The 16641-nt window shown below is 64.4% G+C and carries 11 protein-coding genes; 6 read left to right on the top strand and 5 right to left on the bottom strand.

Features of this window, described 5'->3' with window-relative positions; genetic code table 11:
- Window positions 1-3: 3 nt before the first annotated feature.
- Complete coding sequence (locus B6V73_RS20725; protein WP_168174866.1) at window positions 4-174, top strand: hypothetical protein; 171 nt, start codon at window positions 4-6, stop codon at window positions 172-174.
- Window positions 171-1904, top strand: a complete 1734-nt coding sequence (locus tag B6V73_RS05600) for a recombinase family protein (RefSeq protein ID WP_088724720.1) — start codon at window positions 171-173, stop codon at window positions 1902-1904. Before B6V73_RS20725 ends, B6V73_RS05600 begins: the two co-directional genes overlap by 4 nt.
- Before the next feature lie 5 nt (window positions 1905-1909).
- Here the strand turns inward: B6V73_RS05600 and B6V73_RS05595 are convergent, their stop codons facing one another.
- Together B6V73_RS05595 and B6V73_RS05590 are read right to left on the bottom strand one after the other, a co-directional pair.
- The gene (locus B6V73_RS05595; RefSeq protein WP_240504101.1) at window positions 1910-5167 is read right to left on the bottom strand and encodes an efflux RND transporter permease subunit; all 3258 of its coding nucleotides are present in this window, start codon (window positions 5165-5167) and stop codon (window positions 1910-1912) included.
- Window positions 5157-6146 (bottom strand): efflux RND transporter periplasmic adaptor subunit, encoded by a 990-nt coding sequence (locus B6V73_RS05590; protein ID WP_088719001.1) that lies wholly within the window; start codon window positions 6144-6146, stop codon window positions 5157-5159. The genes B6V73_RS05595 and B6V73_RS05590 overlap by 11 nt, the downstream gene beginning before the upstream one ends.
- Window positions 6147-6346: 200 nt before the next feature.
- On the opposite strand from B6V73_RS05590, the gene serS reads away from it, so the two are divergent.
- Window positions 6347-7636, top strand: a complete 1290-nt coding sequence (gene serS, locus B6V73_RS05585) for a serine--tRNA ligase (protein WP_075776060.1) — start codon at window positions 6347-6349, stop codon at window positions 7634-7636.
- A gap of 123 nt (window positions 7637-7759) precedes the next feature.
- The gene (locus B6V73_RS20720; protein ID WP_157771566.1) at window positions 7760-7933 is read left to right on the top strand and encodes a hypothetical protein; all 174 of its coding nucleotides are present in this window, start codon (window positions 7760-7762) and stop codon (window positions 7931-7933) included.
- Between the two features lie 83 nt (window positions 7934-8016).
- Here B6V73_RS20720 and der read toward each other — a convergent pair whose 3' ends face one another.
- From der to B6V73_RS05565, 3 genes are all read right to left on the bottom strand, one after another.
- Window positions 8017-9531 carry a ribosome biogenesis GTPase Der gene (gene der, locus B6V73_RS05575; protein ID WP_088724719.1) on the bottom strand — a complete coding sequence of 505 codons (1515 nt, stop codon included), beginning with the start codon at window positions 9529-9531 and terminating at the stop codon, window positions 8017-8019.
- Window positions 9532-9580: 49 nt separating this feature from the next.
- Window positions 9581-10903, bottom strand: a complete 1323-nt coding sequence (locus B6V73_RS05570; protein ID WP_075776063.1) for a PQQ-binding-like beta-propeller repeat protein — start codon at window positions 10901-10903, stop codon at window positions 9581-9583.
- 71 nt (window positions 10904-10974) lie between these two features.
- On the bottom strand, window positions 10975-11652 hold the full coding sequence (locus B6V73_RS05565; protein ID WP_088719003.1) for a hypothetical protein: 678 nt from the start codon (window positions 11650-11652) through the stop codon (window positions 10975-10977).
- Window positions 11653-11848: 196 nt separating this feature from the next.
- Between B6V73_RS05565 and B6V73_RS05560 the strand changes: the two genes are divergently transcribed.
- Window positions 11849-13027 carry an efflux RND transporter periplasmic adaptor subunit gene (locus B6V73_RS05560; RefSeq protein WP_088724718.1) on the top strand — a complete coding sequence of 393 codons (1179 nt, stop codon included), beginning with the start codon at window positions 11849-11851 and terminating at the stop codon, window positions 13025-13027.
- Window positions 13024-16578 carry an efflux RND transporter permease subunit gene (locus B6V73_RS05555; protein ID WP_088724717.1) on the top strand — a complete coding sequence of 1185 codons (3555 nt, stop codon included), beginning with the start codon at window positions 13024-13026 and terminating at the stop codon, window positions 16576-16578. Before B6V73_RS05560 ends, B6V73_RS05555 begins: the two co-directional genes overlap by 4 nt.
- Window positions 16579-16641: the final 63 nt, after the last annotated feature.

Raw genomic sequence — 16641 nt, 5'->3', positions numbered from 1 at the left:
ACCATGCCATCCGCCCCCATTCCCGCCGCCAACGATACGCTCGATGAAGCCATGATCGTTCCGCCCGCCTGCAACGCGATCGCGCGGCTGCTGGCGCGCGCAGTTGTCCGAGATCTCGCGAGTGCGATCCCCGCCAACTGCCCCGCCGCGCCTCAGAAGGAAGAAGCACAATGACGAAACGCGTTGCGATCTATGCTCGCTATAGCTCGGGTCTCCAAAAGCAAACGTCGATCGACGATCAGATCGCGATGGCGGAGCGTTTTGCAGCCAAGCGCGGATGGGTGGTGGCACATCGTTTCACGGACTACGAGAAGTCGGGCCGCAACACGCGCCGCGAGGGTCTTCAGGCGCTGTGTGCTGCGGTCAATGCGCGGCAGGTTGATGCGATCGTCATCGAAGCTGTCGACCGCCTCACCCGCAAGATCGCCGACGCGCTCAATCATTACGAGCTGTTCCAGTTCCAGCAGGCCGAGCTTTACTCTGTCGCTGAAGGTCAGCAGGACTTCTTCAAAGTCCTGATAAATGCGCTCGGCGCACAGCTTTATGCGCAGATGATCGGTGAACACACGCGCCGCGGAATGGTTCAAGGGCTCACCCGGAAACGGCTTCACACGAGCGCATACGGCTACCGTAAGCGTGACCGCGACGAAGGCCTCAACCGCGAGATCGACCCCGAGGAGGCGGAGATCGTGCGCCGCATCTTTAGCGAATTCGCCGACGGGCATTCGACGCAGGCGATCGTCAAGCGGCTGAACAAAGACGGCATTCCTGCCCCACGTGGCGGCACTTGGGACATCAGTACCATCCGAGGCAACCCGACACGCTTCGAAGGCATGCTGCGCAATCGCCTCTATATTGGTATCGCAAGCGTCGCGAAGACGTCACGCCGCTACCATCCGGAAACCGGCAGCAAAGAAGTCTACGAAACCCCGAGCGCGGCGGCGGAGATTGAGATCCCGGCGCTGCGGATCATCGATCAAGATCTCTGGGATCGCGTTGAGGTGCAGCTTGCGACCCAAGCTGTAAAAGCCAAAAGCAAGGGGAACCCCGTCGGGGCCCGGCGCAGTAAGCACTTGCTGAGCGGTCTGCTGGTCTGCGGCTGCTGCGGCGCGACCTATGTGAAAGTCGGCCGAACCCATTTCGGCTGCCGCGAAGCACGCAAGGGGGCGTGCAACAACAAGACGACCATCCACCGCGACCGGATTGAGGCTCGTATCTTCTCGAAGCTCCGGGGCACCTTCCTGACGCCGGAACTGGCCGCGAGCTTCGACGCCGCGCTTAAGGCTGAGTATAAGGCGCTGGCGAGCGCTCAGGGAGCAGACACCGTATCGCGGCTCGAGCGTCGTCTTAAGAAAGCGCGTACGAGCCGCCAGCGGATCTTCGATGCGATCGAGCAAGGCGCACCTTACAGCGCCTACAAAGCGCGCGCCGAAGAACTCGAACGAGAGATCGGCGATCTTGAAGCCGAGCTGGCTCAGCATCAGCAGACCCGCGCGGTCCTGCCGCAGCTTCCGACCGACAGTGCCGCGCTCTTCGCACGCGCCGTTCAGGAACTTGAGACATTGCTCGCCGATCCCGAGCTTGTTCACCAAGCCAATGAGCATCTTCGAGAACTCATAAGGCGGGTCGAGTTGAGACCTGACCCAGACGCACCCGATGCGCTTGCCGCCGAGATCGTTTCTGATCTCGGCGCTTTGCTTTCCGCGGGGGGCGTTACGCCGAGTATCGTCGATATTTTCAGTGCTACGAGGCAACTATCGATTAGGCAGGGGGCGCTGCCCCTTCTGGCTTCGCCATTCATCCGCGGGATATTTATGCGAAGGAAAAGGGGGCGCGTCGACCGCGCAACGAAAACCGCCCGCACGAGAGAAACGTGCGGGCGGTTTTGCGTTTCAGGTCAGTGACCGGATCAGGTCTTGAAGATCCGGTAGATCGCCGGGATCACGAGCACGGTCAGCAGGGTCGAGCTGAGCAGACCGAACAGCAGCGAGATCGCAAGACCCTGGAAGATCGGGTCGGCCAAGATCACCACCGCACCGATCATCGCCGCGATCGCGGTCAGCAGGATCGGCTTGAAGCGGATGGCGCCCGCCTCGATCAGTACCTCGATCGGCGATTTGCCCTCATGGCTGCCGTGGCGGATGAAGTCCACCAGCAGGATCGAGTTACGCACGATGATCCCTGCCAGCGCGATGAAGCCGATCATCGACGTGGCCGAGAACGGAGCGTGGAAGATCCAGTGGCCCAGCATGATACCGAGGAAGGTCAGCGGCACCGGGGTCAGGATCACCAGCGGCAGGCGGAACGAGCCGAACTGCGCGACGACAAGGATGTAGATCCCCAGAAGCGCCACGGCGAAGGCCGCGCCCATGTCGCGGAAGGTCACCCAGGTCACCTCCCATTCGCCGTCCCACAGGAGCGTCACGTGGCTTTCGTCCTGCGGCTGGCCATGCAGCGACACGACCGGTTTCTCGCCCTTCGGCCAGTCCATGTTGTTGATCGTATCGTCGACGGCGAGCATCCCGTAAAGCGGCGCCTCGAATTTGCCGGCGAGTTCCGCGGTGACCATCTCGGCCTCGCGCCCGTTATGGCGGAAGATCGGATAGGACGCCTTCTCCTTGTCCACGCTGACCACGTCGCCAAGCTCCACGACGCCGCGCGCGCCGGGCAGGACGTTGGCCGGGATCGGCGTCGAGAGCGTTTCCTCGTTCATCACCTTGTTCGATTTCGAACGCTCCATCACGATCGGGATCGGCTGGCGCTCCTGCCCGCGATGGGAATAGCCCACGGTGGTCGAACCGTTCAGCATCCCGAGCGTGTCCCAGACATCGCCTTCGGAGACCGAATAGAACTCCAGATCGTCGGAATTGACCGTGGCGCGCAGCTTGTCGGGCTGGATGCCGAAGCTGTTATCCACGTCGACGATATAGGGCACCTGCTTGAAGGCGTCCTCGATCCGGCGGGCCGCGTCACGGCGCGCCTCGGGCGTGGGGCCATAGACCTCGGCCAGAAGCGTCGCGATCACCGGCGGACCGGGCGGCGGTTCGACCGTCTTCAGGCTTGCGCCTTCGGGCAGCTTGATCGCCTTGATCTTTTCGCGGATCTCCAGCGCGATTTCGTGGCTGGTGCGATCGCGTTCCCCTTTCGGCGCGAGTTGAAGTTCGACATCGCCCTGATTGGGCTGCGCACGCAGGTAGTAGTGGCGCACGAGCCCGTTGAAGTTGAACGGCGCGGAGGTACCCGCATGGGTCTGCACCGAGAGCACCTCAGGCAGTTCGGTCACGATCTCGGCCACCTGCTGGGCGACCGCATCCGTACCCTCGACCGAGGTGCCCGCAGGCATATCGACCACGACCGAGAGTTCGGACTTGTTGTCGAAGGGCAGCAGCTTCACCGTGACATGCTTGGTGTAGAGAAGCCCCAGCGAGCCGAAGGACAGCACCGACACCACCAGCAGGAACAGCCCCGAGCGCGCTTTCGTTTTCAGGATCGGGCGCGCCACGGCGCTGTACATCCGGCCGAGCCTGCCGCCCGCATGTTCACCGCCATAGGTGTCGTCATCGCCGTGATGGCCATGCAGCTGCGCCTTGCCCGCGACCTTCACCATCAGCCACGGGGTGATGATCACCGCCACGAAGAACGAGAAGATCATCGCCGCCGAGGCCACCGCCGGGATGGGCGACATGTAAGGCCCCATCAGTCCCGACACGAACAGCATCGGCAGCAGCGCGGCCACAACGGTCAGGGTCGCGACAATGGTGGGGTTGCCTACTTCGGCCACGGCCTCGATCGCCTTGGTCACGCGCGAGCCGGGCGTTTTCATCGCCCAATGTCGCGCGATATTCTCGATCACCACGATGGCGTCATCGACGAGGATACCGATCGCGAAGATCAGCGCGAAAAGCGACACGCGGTTGAGGGTGAAGCCCATGATATAGGCGGCAAACAGCGTCAGCAGGATCGTCACCGGGATGACCACCGCCACCACGATGGATTCGCGCCAGCCGATCGCCAGCAGCACCAGACCCACGATAGAGATCGTCGCGAGGCCAAGGTGGAACAGCAGCTCGTTTGCCTTCTCGTTCGCTGTCTCGCCATAGTCGCGGGTGACCTTCACCTCGACATTGTCGGGGATCAGCTGGCCGTGCAGCTCGTGGATGCGGTCGAGGATATGCTCGGCCACCACCACGGCGTTGGATCCCGCCCGCTTGGCGATGGCGAGAGTGACGGCCGGCGTGCGCTCGATCTTGCCGTCCGCGTCGCGCTGGACGTTCGAGACGATATGATCCGAGGCGTCCGGCACATAGGAGACCTTCGCGACATCGGCGACATAGACGGGGCGATTGTCGCGGGTGGTCAGCAGGAGCCCCGCGATCTCGGAAGGCGCGGTCAGCGTCTCGCCAGCCGAGAGGCTGATCTGCTTGCCCTCATGGCGGATATTGCCGGTGTTGAAAGCGCGGTTCGCCTGCGTGACCTTGTTCGACAGCTGCTGCAGCGTGACCCCGTAGAGCGCGAGCTTGTCGGGCTCGGGCTCGATACGGATCTCGCTCGTTGCGTCGCCCACCAGATAGGTCAGGCCGACATTCTCGATTTTCGTGACCTCGGTCTGCAATTCGCGCGCGACGCGGGTGAGTTCATCGCTGTCGACCTGCGCGCCGTCCTTGCCGGTCAGCGTCAGCGAGACGATCGCCACATCGTCGATCCCGCGACCCACGATCACCGGATCGGGGATACCCTTTGGGATCCTGTCCATGTTGGCGCGGACTTTTTCATGCACGCGCAGGATGGCGGCATCCGAAGAGGTGCCGACCTTGAAGCGCGCCATCACGAGCGAATAGTCGTCCTGAGTGCGCGAATAGACGTGTTCGACCTCGTTGATTCCCTGCACGATGGTTTCCATCGGCTCGGTCACCAGCTTCATCGCGTCCTGCGCCTTCAGACCCGGGGCCTGCAGGTGGATATCCACCATCGGCACGGAGATCTGCGGCTCTTCCTCGCGCGGCAGAGAGATCAGCGCGACCAGACCGACCGCCACGGCGGCGAGGATCATCAGCGGCGTCAGCGCCGAGCGGATGAAGGATTTCGTCAGACCGCCCGCGATACCCAGCTTGCCGTGGATTTCGTCGTCCTCGGGCATCTCCGGCCCGGTGCCTTGGTTATTGCTCATCGTTCGGCACCACCGTGTCGCCGGCGTTCAGACCGGTAAGAACTTCGACCATGTCCTTGCCATCGCTCGTGACATGCACCCCCGGCACGACCGTACGCAGATAGGTGCCCCCCTCTTCCTTCACGCGGACAAAATCGAGCCCCGTGCGGTTGAAGACGTATCCCTGCGGCACGAGAAGCGCCTCTCGCTCGCCCATCGGCAGCTTCACCAGAAGCCGCGCGCCGACGAAGCGCGAATCCAGATCGGGCACTTCCACATCGGCCTGCACCCGGCCACCCTCGATCTCGGGGTAAATCTTGGCGAGCTTGCCCTCGATCTCCTTCCCGTCGGGATCGGTGATCAGGATCGTGTCGCCGGTGTGCAGCGTGTCGGCGTGGCGCTCGGGGATCGACAGACGCAGGAAAAACCCGCCGCCGCCGATCGTCGCGATCGTCTCGCCGCCCATGATGACGGCATCCTTGGTGACCGGAACGGTCACGACCTTGCCGTCGATCGGCGCCGTAACGGTGCCGAACTCCTGCTGCTGTTCATAGACCTTGCGCTGCGCTTTCTGCGCCGCGATCTGGCCCTCGTAGACATTCACCTGCGTCTGCAACTGATCGACATTCTGCGAAGTCGACACGCCGCGGGCCTGCAATTCCTGCCCGCGCTTGAGCTCGGTCTTGGCATTCTCCAGCTGCGCTTCGAGCGCATTGATCTGCGCATCAACCGCGCCGATCTGATAATCGAGCGTCTGGTCGGTGATCTTGCCGATCTCCTGACCGGCTTTCACCTCGTCGCCCTCGGTCACGTCCAGCGCGGTGATCGTGCCGGAAATCCGTGCACGCGCCGCGATCGTGTTCTTCGCCTCGACCTGCCCATAGACAGATTTCCAATCGGTCACGACCTGCGGTTCGACCGTGATCGCCCCGTCCTGCGCCAGCGCGATTCCCGGCAGGATCAACGCGGCGAATGCCAATGGCAGAAGCTTCAACGTCATCTCGGGTTCCCTTCCCTTACCGGCGCGCCCCTGCGCCTGCGGTTTTATATTCCGGTTATTGAATATGTATTCACCCGACAGAATACAAGCACCGCACAGTTTCTATTGCCTTGACCTGTGTCATGGCCGCATCGCCGGGGGTTTTCGCTTTCACTTTCATGCGCTAAAGCCGTTCCCGCAACAGTCTTGGAGATGGTGAGATGCACGATATCCGCGCAATCCGCGAAAACCCCGAAGAATTCGACGCGCAACTGGCGCGGCGCGGGCTCTCGCCGCTCTCGCGCGAGATTCTCGCAATGGACGAAGCACGCCGCACGGCGATCCACGCAGCCGAGACCGCGAAAGCCGATCAGAACGCCGCGTCGAAGCAGGTCGGCGCCGCGAAAGCGAAGGGCGACGAAGCCGAGTTCGAGCGCCTGCGCGCGCTGGTGGCCGAGAAGAAGGCCGAAGTGGCGCAGATGCAGACCGAGGCGGGCGAGCTTGACGCGAAGGTCCGCGATTTGCTGATGACGATCCCGAACCTGCCGCTGGCCGACGTGCCCACCGGCGCGGACGAGGACGAGAATGTCGAGGTCAGCCGCTGGGGCACGCCGCGCGCGTTCGCCTTCGACCCGAAAGAGCATTTCGAGCTGTCCGCCGTGGGTGGCGAGATGGATTTCGAGACGGCGGCGAAGCTGTCGGGCTCGCGCTTCGTGGTGCTCAAGGGCGGAGTCGCCCGCGTCCACCGGGCGCTCGCGCAATTCATGCTCGACCTGCATGTCGACAAACACGGGCTGTCCGAGAACATCACCCCCGTGCTGGTGCGCGACGAGGCGATGATGGGCACCGGCCAACTCCCGAAATTCGCCGAGGACAGCTATCAGACCACCAATGGCTGGTGGCTGATCCCCACCGCCGAGGTCACTCTGACGAACTACGCCAATGGCGAGGTGATGGAGGCCTCCGCCCTGCCCCAGCGCATGTGCGCCCATACCAACTGCTTCCGTTCGGAGGCGGGCTCGGCGGGCAAGGATACTTCGGGCATGCTGCGTCAGCACCAGTTCGAGAAAGTCGAGATGGTCACGCTCTGCACCCCCGAGACCGCCATCGACGAGCACGAGCGCATGACCAAATGCGCCGAGGCGGTGCTGGAGGCGCTGGAACTGCCCTATCGCCGCATCGTGCTCTGCACCGGCGACATGGGGTTCGGCGCGCAGAAAACTTACGATCTCGAGGTCTGGCTTCCGGGGCAGAACACCTATCGCGAAATTTCCTCGGTCTCCACCTGCGGCACCTTCCAGGCGCGGCGGATGAACGGGCGCTACAAGCCCGAAGGCGGCGGCAAGCCCGAGTTCATCGCGACGCTCAACGGCTCGGGCCTCGCGGTCGGGCGCTGCCTGATCGCGGTGCTGGAGAACGGTCAGGAAGAGGACGGCTCGGTCACCCTGCCCGCCTGCCTGCACCCTTATCTGGGCGGCAAGACGCGGCTGGTGGACGGGAAACTGGTCTGACGCTGCGACGCGGCGACGCGAGACTCGGGGCGGGAACGCTGTTAACGTTTCCGTGTACGAAGTGAGTCGCAGGGGAAACTGCATATGTCGGTAACGATCACGCGTAAGCGGGACAGCGTCTTGATGACCCGCATCCTTGAGATCGGCGAGGACCAGATCCCCGAGCAGATCATTGCGATGCGTCGGGAAAAGACGCTCTCGAAACTGATGGCGGAGATCAATGCGGGTGCGCTCTCGGGCTCGACCGAAGAGCGCGCGCGGGCCCGGGCGGCGCTCGATCGGCTGGGCTTTCTCTAAGCCGCGTCCACATCTCCCGAATTAGAAACGCCCGCCGGAGTCTCGATATCCTCCGGCGGGCGTTTTCATTCCAGCTCAGTCGCTTACTCGCCCTTCTTCGCCTCGCGCGCTTTACGCGCCGATTCTTTGTGAGCGGAGCGCTTCTTCGCATCGACGTGCTTTTTCAGACGCGACGGGATCGACTTCTTGCGATCCTTGTAAGGGTTCGTCTTGCCCTGATCGCGCATGTAGAGGCGGATCGGCGTGCCCGGCATGTCGAAGCTCTCGCGCAGGCCGTTGATCAGGTAACGCTCGTAGCTCTCCGGGATCTTGTCGGTATGGGTCGATTTCACCACGAAGCCCGGCGGACGGGTCTTCGCCTGGGTTATGTAGCGCAGCTTGATCCGGCGACCGCCGGGCGCGGGTGGCGGGTGCGCCTCGGTCATCGCGGTCAGCCAGTTGTTCAGCTTCGCGGTCGGCACGCGGCGGTTCCAGACCTCATGGGCCTTCAGGATCGCATTGTGCAGCCGGTCGAGCCCCTTGCCGGTCTTGGCCGAGACGGTCACCAGCGGCGCACCCTTGAGCTGCGGCAGCAGGCGTTCGAACGCTTCGCGCAGTTCCTTCAGCTTCTCGGGCTTGTCTTCTTCGAGATCCCACTTGTTCGCGGCGACCACGACCGCACGGCCCTCGGTCTCGGCGAAATCGGCGATCCGGAGATCCTGCGTCTCGAACGGAATATTGACGTCGAGCAGCACCACGACCACCTCGGCGAAGCGCACGGCGCGCAACCCATCGGCCACGCTCAGCTTCTCGACCTTGTCGGTGACGCGCGCCTTCTTGCGCATCCCCGCCGTGTCCCAGATCCGCATCGGCGTGCCCATGAAATCGGCCGTGACCGAGATCGCATCGCGGGTGATGCCTGCCTCGGGGCCGGTCAGCAGGCGGTCTTCGTTCAGAATCTTGTTGATCAGCGTAGACTTGCCCGCATTCGGGCGTCCGATCACGGCAAGCTGCAGCGGTTTCGTGACGGAGGGCGGCTGGTAGGCGGGAATGTCGCCTTCCTCAAGCTCCTCGTCGATGACCACATCCGTGACCGGCGCGTTGGCGGCATTGCGCTCGGCGAATTCGTCCGCCAGCGGCACCAGCGCGGTGTAAAGATCGTCCAAACCTTCGCCGTGCTCGGCCGAGATCCGCAGCGGCTCGCCGAGACCAAGGCTCCATGCCTCCATCGCGCCGGCATCGCCTGCCGCCCCTTCGGCCTTGTTGGCCGCGAGGATCACATTGGCGTTCTTCTTGCGCAGGATATCGGCGAAAATCTCGTCGGCCGGCGTCACGCCCACGCGCGCGTCGACCATGAACAGGCAGATATCGGCCTCTTCGACGGCGCGTTCAGTCAGGCGCCGCATACGGCCCTGAAGGCTGTCGTCTTCGGCCAGTTCCAGACCGGCCGAGTCGATCACGATGAAACGCAGATCTCCCAGACGCGCATCGCCCTCGCGAAGGTCACGCGTGACGCCGGGCATGTTGTCGACAAGCGCCAGTCGCTTGCCGACAAGCCGGTTGAACAGCGTCGATTTTCCGACATTTGGGCGGCCCACGATGGCCAGGGTAAAGCTCATGATGCCCTCCTTGGGCGGTCGTAAGCGGCCCCCTTACACCCTAAAGGGCTCACTGAAAAGCGTGCAGTTTCCCATCGCCGCCGACGACGTAGAGGGTGCGCCCCGCCACGACCGGATCGGTCGCAGCCCCGCCCGGGATCTTCGCCTGGCCGATGAGGCTGCCGTCGATCGGGCTGAACACGCGCAGAACGCCGTCGGAAGACGCGACGAACAGCTTGTTGCCGGCAAGAACGGGCCCGTAGCTCGCGACGATGTCGCGCTGACGCTTCGGCTTGTCCTTGGTGTAGTACGGTAGATCCTTCGACCAGATCTGATCGCCGGTCTTGGCATCAAGCCGCACGATCTTGCCCTGATCCGAAACGAGGAAGATCGAGCCGCCCGCAACCTGCACGGGGCTGTTGGCCCCTTCGGTCGCGGTCCAGATACGATCGCCGGAATTCACGTCGAAGGCCGCCAGCTTGCCCGCCGAGGAGCCCGCGTAGACGGTATCGCCCACCACGACCGGATCGCCCGTCAGATCGACGATATTGGCATAGCCCACGCCCGGACGTGCGCCCGGCACTTTGGAGTTCCACATCTGCATCCCGCTTTGCGGCAGAACGCCGCTCAGGAAGCCCGAGGAGAACGGGAAAATCACCATGCGGTCGGTCACCGCGGGCGAGGAGACGCCGGTCATGCCCGAAGCGGACGGCGCACCCGGCACCTGCCAGATTTCCTTGCCGTCGCTGGCGCGGATCGCCCAGGCCGAGGAGTCGCGGGCGACCACGTAGACCACGCCATTCTTCACGGTCGGCGCACCGCCGATGCCTGCGTCGAAATATTGCCGCCACTTGATGCCGCCGGTGGCCGCGTCGATCGCGACGAGCTCGGCGAAATCGGACGTCACGTAGACCGTGCCGTTGGCATAGGCGATCCCGCCGCCCGAGGCGTCGCCCTCGCGGTCGCCGGGCGGCGTGATGTCGGCCTGCCAGACGCGCCCGCCATTCGTCGCGGTTGCGGTGACGCGGGCCTGGCTGTCTAGGGTGTAAATCTTGCCACCGCCCACGATCGGATCGGCGGTGATGCGGTAGCGGCGCGCATTGCCCGCACCAATATCGGCGGACCAGACCGGCGTCGTGCCGTTTCCGATCGCCGCGTTGAACAGGCTATGGGTCGCCGAACCCGCACGTTGCGGCCATTCTGCATTGCTCACCTGACGTGGAAGCGAGATCGGCAGCGACTGCTGGGCGGGCGCATCAGCCAGCGGCAGCCCTTCTTCGGCGCGCAGCGCGTCGCGGGGCGAGAGACGCTCGCCGGGGAGGATGGTTTCCTTGGTACAGCCTGCCACGAAAGCCGCCACACTCAGCACGCAGATCGTCTTACTCAGCTTCACGCCTGTTCCCCCTGCCTGTCTCGGCTCTCTTGCAGCTCCTGCGCATCCGAAAGGCGCGCCGGTTCAACCCTTTACTCTTGCGGTGCCGGAGCGCCCTGCCCCGGCTGGGTCGGCACTTCGCCACCCAGCGCCACAATCAACTCTGTCGCGCGTTGTTGCAAGCCCGGCGTGAGGCCGGCGTCCTCAAGAATCTGCTGAGCGATCGAGATTGCGCCCTCCTTGTCACCCGAGGACAGGGCCGCCGCCGCCTGCTGCTCCATTGCCAGAAGGCGGTAAGGCGCTCCGGGGGTGGCCAGTTCCTGCAGCGTCGCGTCGCGTTTGGCGGCGTCCATCTTGTCGCCCGCCGCGATCACCGCCTTGAGCTTGGCGAGATCGCTGATCGAAGCCGGCAGCCCCGGCTCGGCGCTGACCGCATCGAAGAACTTGATCGCCTCGTCGGGCTTGCCCGCCTCGATAGCGGCGTCGCCCTGCATGATCTTGAGAACTGCTGCGCGGCCCGGACCGTCGGGGGTAATCTTCGCGAGGTCCGCGCCCGTGGTGTCGCCGTTGACGGCAGCCATCACCTTATCGCCGAAGGCGCGCGCCTCGGCTTGCGTTTTTTCCTTCTGCCACGCGTTCCAGGCGGTGCCGCCGACGATCGCGATGATGATCACCGCGCCGATCCAGCCCCATTTCTTGAACGCCGCCCAGAGCTTGTCCTGACGCACCGCCTCGGTGACTTCGTCGATGAAACTGTCGGTATCACTCACGCGCGGGTCTCCTCGTAGCTTTGGCGCCCCTCTTACACGGCTCCCCGGGCGCTGCCAAGGGCCGCACGGACCGCTCCGGTCCGCGCATCGCTGAGGAATGCAAGCCTTGAGATCACGCCTCGCTCTCGGTAAGTTGAACTCTGCGGTTCAGTCCCCATTTAGGCGGAACGCCGCGCCCATTTACAGGAGCCCGCCGATGCGTCCGGTCCCGATCCTCAACGCGATCCTCGTTCTTGTCGCGCTCTACCTTCTGGTGTTCGAGCGCGACCGCCTGATGGGCTATCTCGGCGATGCCGCGACGCCTGCCGAGAAAGCGCAGCAGGTAGAGGAGACCGGCACCCCCGCCGTGCCGGTGCAGGCGATGGTCTCGACCGCGCAGCCGCTCGACCAAGGCGTTCTGACGCGCGGGCAGACCGAGGCTGCGCGCCGCGTCGAAGTGCGCGCCGAGACGACGGGCAAGGTGATTTCCGAACCGCTGGGCAAAGGCGCGCAGGTCGAAAAGGGACAACTGCTGTGCAAGCTCGACCCCGGCACGCGCCCGGCCGCACTGACCGAGGCGCAGGCACGGCTGACCGAGGCCCGGCTGAACGCCACCGCCGCCGAGAGGCTGAAGGAAGGCGGCTACCGCTCTGAAACCGCAACCGCTTCCGCGCAATCGGCGCTCGAAGCGGCTACCGCCGCCGTCGAGGCCGCGCAGACCGAATTGGCGCGGCTCGAAATCACGGCGCCCTTCGCCGGGCTGATCGAGGAAGATACCGCCGAACTTGGCTCGCTACTCTCGGCGGGCGGGCTTTGCGCCACCGTGATCCAGCTCGATCCGATCAAGCTGGTCGGCTACGTCCCTGAGACAGAGATCGACCGGGTCAAGGCCGGCGCGATGGTCGGCGCACGGCTTGCGACCGGGCGCGAGGTGATGGGCAAGGTCACCTTTGTCTCGCAATCGGCGGATGCCGCCACGCGCACCTTCCGGATCGAAGCCGAGGCGCCCAATGGCGACCAATCGATCCGCGAGGGCCAGACGGTCGAGATGATCGTCGCCGCCGACGGGACCAAGGCTCATTTCCTGCCCGCCTCCGCGATGTCGCTGAACGATCAGGGCAAGCTGGGCGTGCGGCTGGCGGTGGACGGCGTGGCCCGTTTCGCCCCGGTCGACTTCCTGCGCGACACGCCCGAGGGCGTCTGGCTGGCGGGCCTGCCGGAAAGCGCCACGGTGATCGTGGTCGGGCAGGACTACGTCACCGAGGGCTCGCCCGTGGCCGTGACCCTCGTCGATCACGCGCCGGGCGATGCGGCCAAAGACACGCCCGACCCCATGACGCCCGCGCCGCAAACCGATGGTGGTGCCGCAGACGCCACCGACGGGGCCGCGCAATGACCGGCATCGTCGATTGGGCCGCAGCGCGCGCGCGGATGGTGATCGCCTTCGTGGCGATCTCGATCCTCGCGGGGCTGACCGCCTATCTGAGCCTGCCCAAGGAGGGCGAGCCGGATATCGAGATTCCGATGCTGTTCATCTCGGTCCCCTTCCCCGGCATCTCGGCCACCGATTCCGAGAAGCTGCTGGTCAAGCCGATGGAGACCGAACTGGCCGGGCTCGACGGTCTGGACAAGATGACCGGCATCGCGAAGGAGAATTACGCGGGGCTCATGCTCGAATTCGACTTCGGCTGGGACAAGACCAAAATCCTCGCCGATGTCCGCGACGCGATGAACACCGCCGAAGCGAAATTCCCCGACGGCGCGGAGAAATATTCGATCAACGAGATCAACTTCTCGGAATTTCCGATCGTCGTGGTGACGCTGTCGGGCAATGCGCCCGAGCGCACCCTGCAAAAGCTCGCCCGCGAGTTGCAGGACGAGGTCGAGGGGCTGGAGCCAGTGCTGGAAGCCCAGATCGCAGGCCAGCGCGACGAGATGCTGGAAGTGGTGATCGATCCGCTGAAGCTAGAGGCCTATAACGTCACAGCGCCCGAGTTGATCAATGTCGTCCAAGCGAACAACCAGCTGATCGCGGCGGGCGAGGTCGAGACCGATGGCGGCGCGTTTTCGGTGAAGATCCCTGCGACCTTCGAGACCGCGCAGGATGTCTACGCCCTGCCGGTGAAGAAGAACGGCGAAAGCGTCGTGACACTCGGCGATCTGGCCGATATCCGCCTGACATTCGAGGATCGCACCGGCACCGCGCGCTTCAACGGCGAGCCGACGGTGGCGCTGCAGATCGTCAAGCGCAAGGGCTACAACGTCATCGACACGGTGGACCTGCTGCGAAAGACCGTGGCCGAGGCGGAGAGCCAGTGGCCCGAGCCACTGCAACGCGCGGTCGATGTCGGCATCTCGCTCGATCAGTCGAAAACCGTGGGCGCAATGGTCAGCCAGCTCGAAGGCTCGGTGCTGACCGCGATCGCGCTGGTGATGATCGTGGTGCTTGCGACGCTGGGCACGCGCTCTGCGCTCTTGGTGGGCTTCGCGATCCCGACGTCGTTTTTGCTGACTTTCCTGCTGCTGGGCGCGATGGGCGTGCCGATCTCGAATATCGTGATGTTCGGCCTGATCCTCGCCGTGGGAATGCTGGTCGATGGTGCGATCGTGGTGGTGGAATATGCCGACAAGCGTATTTCCGAGGGCTCCGGCCCGATGGCCGCCTATACGGAAGCCGCGAAACGCATGTTCTGGCCGGTCGTTTCCTCCACCGCGACGACGCTCTGCGCCTTCCTGCCAATGCTGTTCTGGCCAGGCGTGCCAGGCGAGTTCATGGGCATGCTGCCGGTCACGATCATCTTCGTGCTCTCGGCCTCGCTGGTCGTGGCGCTGATCTATCTTCCTGTCGTGGGCGGCGTCGCGGGCCGCGTGAGCCGACGACTGGATAACGGGGCCGCGCACCTCAAAGGGCGCCCCTATTGGCTGCGCCTGCTTCTGGCCGTGGTCTCCGCCGCACTCGTGTTCCTCGGCGCGCTGCTGACGCTCAACCCGGCCTTCTTCACGGGCACGCATACCGCCTCGGGCAACCTGCTGGCCTCGCTGCCCGGCGTGATCCTCTTCGTGCTCGCGGCGATGCTCAGCTCGATCACATTCACGGCGGCCAAGCCCCAAGGCAAACCGAAGCCCATCGATGCGGGGTATCGCCGCCGCCCCTTCGGGCATTTCACCGCCGCCATCGCAGGAAATCCGGTGATGCCGCTGATCGTGGTCGCGGTGATCGTGGCGGGCGTATTCATGACCTTCGGCTATTACGGCAAGAACAATAACGGCACCCAATTCTTCACCGATAGCGAGGTGGAACAGGCGATCGTCTATATCCGCGGTCGCGGCAACCTCTCGCTGACAGAGAAGGACGCGCTCCTTCAGCAAGCCGAGAACATGGTGATCGGCACGCCCGGCGTCGGCGCGGTCTTCTCCTTCGCGGGCGAAGGCGGGCTGAACCAGAACACCGGCGGCGCGCAGACCCCGCGCGATACGATCGGCCAGATACAGATCGAGATGATCCCCTGGGAAGAGCGCAAGAACGATCCTTCGCTCGATGGCGATGTGGTGATGGAGAAGATCATGGCAAAGATCGCCACCATCCCGGGGATCCAGTCCGAATATCTCGCGCAGGATCGCGGGCCGTCCTCGGGCAAGCCGATCCAGCTGCGGCTCGAGGGCGATGATTTTGCCGCGCTCGATCAAGCGGTGCGGAAGGTCGAGGCGCATATGGCGCAGATGAAAGGCGTGACCGACATCGAAGACACGCGCCCCCTGCCCGGTATCGACTGGGTGATCGACGTGGACGTCACTCGCGCGGGCCGCTTCGGCGCGGATGTGGCGACCGTCGGCGGCATGGTGCAGCTGGTCACGCGCGGCATCCTGCTCGACACGATGCGCGTACCATCGTCGGACGAAGAGATCGAGATTCGCGTGCGCCTGCCCGAGGAAGACCGGGTGCTGTCGACACTTGATACGCTGAAGCTGCGCACCTCCGAGGGGCTGGTACCGCTTGCGAATTTCATCACTCGAACCCCGCAGCCGAAGATCGGGCAGATCGACCGGATCGACCAGACCCGCTTCTACGACATCAAGGCCGGCGTTCAGGAAGGGCTCACCAACGAAGACGGGCAGCCGATCACAAGCAACGAGCGGATCGCGGCGCTTGGGAAGTGGCTCGAGACGGAGGCCGCGCTGCCGCCGGGCGTCAGCTACGAATGGTCAGGCGATCTGGTCGAGCAGAACGAGAGTCAGGATTTCCTGATGACCGCCTTCGGCGGCGCGCTGGCGCTGATGTTCGTGATCCTGCTCGCGCAGTTCAACAGCTTCTACAATTCGGTGCTGGTGTTGCTGGCGGTGATCCTGTCGACTGCGGGCGTGCTGATCGGGATGCTTGTGATGGGCCAGCAATTCTCGATCATCATGACCGGCGTGGGCATCGTCGCGCTGGCCGGGATCGTGGTGAACAACAACATCATCCTGATCGACACCTATCAGGAATTCTCGCGCTACATGCCCGAGATCGAGGCGATCATCCGCACCGCTGAGGCGCGTCTTCGGCCCGTGCTGCTGACCACGATCACCACGATGACGGGGCTCGCGCCGATGATGTTCGGCCTGTCGCTCGACTTCTTCAATGGCGGCTATTCGATCGACAGCCCGACCGCGCTTTGGTGGAAGCAACTGGCGACGGCGGTGGTGTTTGGGCTCGGCACCGCGACTGTCCTGACGCTGGTTCTGACGCCCGCGCTGCTTGCGCTTCGCGTCTGGTTCAAGACCGGCGCCTACCGCTCGACCCGCGCGCTTTCGGCGCTGATGCAAGGGGCTGACAGCCGGGCTGCACGCGATCTGGCGCTGGAACGCGCGATGCGCAAGATGCGTGGCCGCGAGATCATCTGGGATGACGATGCGCCCGAAGGCGGCGTGAAGCCGCATCTCGTGACACGGCCCGACGCGGCGGAGTGAACCCGCGAAAACGCCCGGGCCGCGCCCGACCCTCCCCGGGAGGGCGCATTGGCAATGTCATCG

This window comes from Thioclava sp. JM3, assembly GCF_002213185.1.
Lineage (GTDB): Bacteria > Pseudomonadota > Alphaproteobacteria > Rhodobacterales > Rhodobacteraceae > Thioclava > Thioclava nitratireducens.
This window is presented reverse-complemented; position numbering and strand designations above follow the sequence as displayed.

Excerpts from the sequence above, each read along its gene's own strand:
- B6V73_RS20725 (WP_168174866.1), top strand. The coding sequence starts at position 4 with ATGCCATCCGCCCCCATTCCCGCCGCCAACGATACGCTCGATGAAGCC.
- B6V73_RS05600 (WP_088724720.1), top strand. The coding sequence starts at position 171 with ATGACGAAACGCGTTGCGATCTATGCTCGCTATAGCTCGGGTCTCCAA.
- B6V73_RS05595 (WP_240504101.1), bottom strand. The coding sequence starts at position 5,167 with ATGAGCAATAACCAAGGCACCGGGCCGGAGATGCCCGAGGACGACGAA.
- B6V73_RS05590 (WP_088719001.1), bottom strand. The coding sequence starts at position 6,146 with ATGACGTTGAAGCTTCTGCCATTGGCATTCGCCGCGTTGATCCTGCCG.
- serS (WP_075776060.1), top strand. The coding sequence starts at position 6,347 with ATGCACGATATCCGCGCAATCCGCGAAAACCCCGAAGAATTCGACGCG.
- B6V73_RS20720 (WP_157771566.1), top strand. The coding sequence starts at position 7,760 with ATGACCCGCATCCTTGAGATCGGCGAGGACCAGATCCCCGAGCAGATC.
- der (WP_088724719.1), bottom strand. The coding sequence starts at position 9,531 with ATGAGCTTTACCCTGGCCATCGTGGGCCGCCCAAATGTCGGAAAATCG.
- B6V73_RS05560 (WP_088724718.1), top strand. The coding sequence starts at position 11,849 with ATGCGTCCGGTCCCGATCCTCAACGCGATCCTCGTTCTTGTCGCGCTC.
- B6V73_RS05555 (WP_088724717.1), top strand. The coding sequence starts at position 13,024 with ATGACCGGCATCGTCGATTGGGCCGCAGCGCGCGCGCGGATGGTGATC.